Below are 1,262 nucleotides of genomic sequence, written 5' to 3' on the forward strand. Positions count from 1 at the left end.
TCTCATAAACCATGTTGCTGATGTTGGATTCAGGCATTTGATATTTGTTCTTCTCTTCCTCAGCAATCGTAAGAATACGTTCATCTTCAAGTTCTTCAGTTCTTGCTTGATTAACAATGTCGATAGCACCTTTCAACTGTTTGAAATGCTTGTTGTTAACACGTACAATGAACTTCTTGTCTATGATCTCAATCTTCCCTTTGGACTTGCTGTCAATGTATTCCAGCATGATCCATTTGTACAACCAAATCAGCATGTTAATGATACCTCCTGAGCACTCATACAAAGTGTCTGAAAGTTCTTTGGACCATTGAATCGGTGTATCAAGCCATTGCCAAGTCAAAAGCATATTCACCAGCATGTTGAAATAATCCTTGTCTGTCGTATATGCAGAAGCGTCAATGAAGTCACCTGCTCTACGTGCATTTCTCAGCATCGTAAACAGCTTCTTATAGGCTTCGTCTGTTCCAACTACACTCAAGGCAACCTTTGTCTTATTGACGATACCTAAAAGTCCTTCGTAGCTGTTTTCTCTATTGGTGTTGAAGTCGATAAGCTGGATTTCATCTAAAACGATGGTTCCAACCGAGAACATTTCGATAAGCTGGCAGACTTTCAATTGCTTGTCTGCAAGGCTTTTGCACTTCTTGTTAATCATGACTTCATAGATAGGTTCGGGATTACCTAAAGCATTATCAATGGCTTCTCCAATCTGTCTATACAAGGTTGAAAAGTTGCTGTTTGGCATACAACTTACGACCAGATATGTAATCTGTGGAATCGAAGTTCCAGAATCTGGATGGTGCATGATTACCTGTGGGATGTTATCGAACAGCTGCTTCAACGGAGTAGTGTTTTCGTGAAACTAAGCGTTACGTTAAGAAACTAAGCGTTACGTTTACGAAAATATCTTGTTTCTAGTTTCTTAAACTAAGCGTTACGTTTAGCAAAATAATCTGTTTTCGTAATCTTAAACTAAGCGTTACGTTTACAAAAAAGATTTGCTTTCGTTTCATGAAACTAAGAATTACGTTTACTTATTCGTGCTCAATAAAGCACAAAAAAACAAAGAAACATTGAGTCTCTTTGTTCTATGCATTCGAGATGTAATTGCAGATGTTCTTAGATGCAGGTGCTTGATGCTAGTATATTTATAGGACAGGTAAAACATCTCGAATTTGATTTGATAAGGAACCAATCACATTAAAAATAGAATGAGATATTGAACATGACTGTCCTGGATATTGTAGATTCTTGTGCAT

1 protein-coding gene is annotated in these 1,262 nt (G+C 37.3%); it reads right to left on the reverse strand.

The window, feature by feature from the left end; all coding sequences use genetic code 11:
- A partial coding sequence (locus FYJ55_RS10685) for a hypothetical protein (RefSeq protein ID WP_154556803.1) occupies positions 1 to 748 on the reverse strand: 748 nt, incomplete at its 3' end.
- Positions 749 to 1,262: the final 514 nt, after the last annotated feature.

Source organism: Holdemanella porci, assembly GCF_009696075.1.
Lineage (GTDB): Bacteria > Bacillota_I > Bacilli_A > Erysipelotrichales > Erysipelotrichaceae > Holdemanella > Holdemanella porci.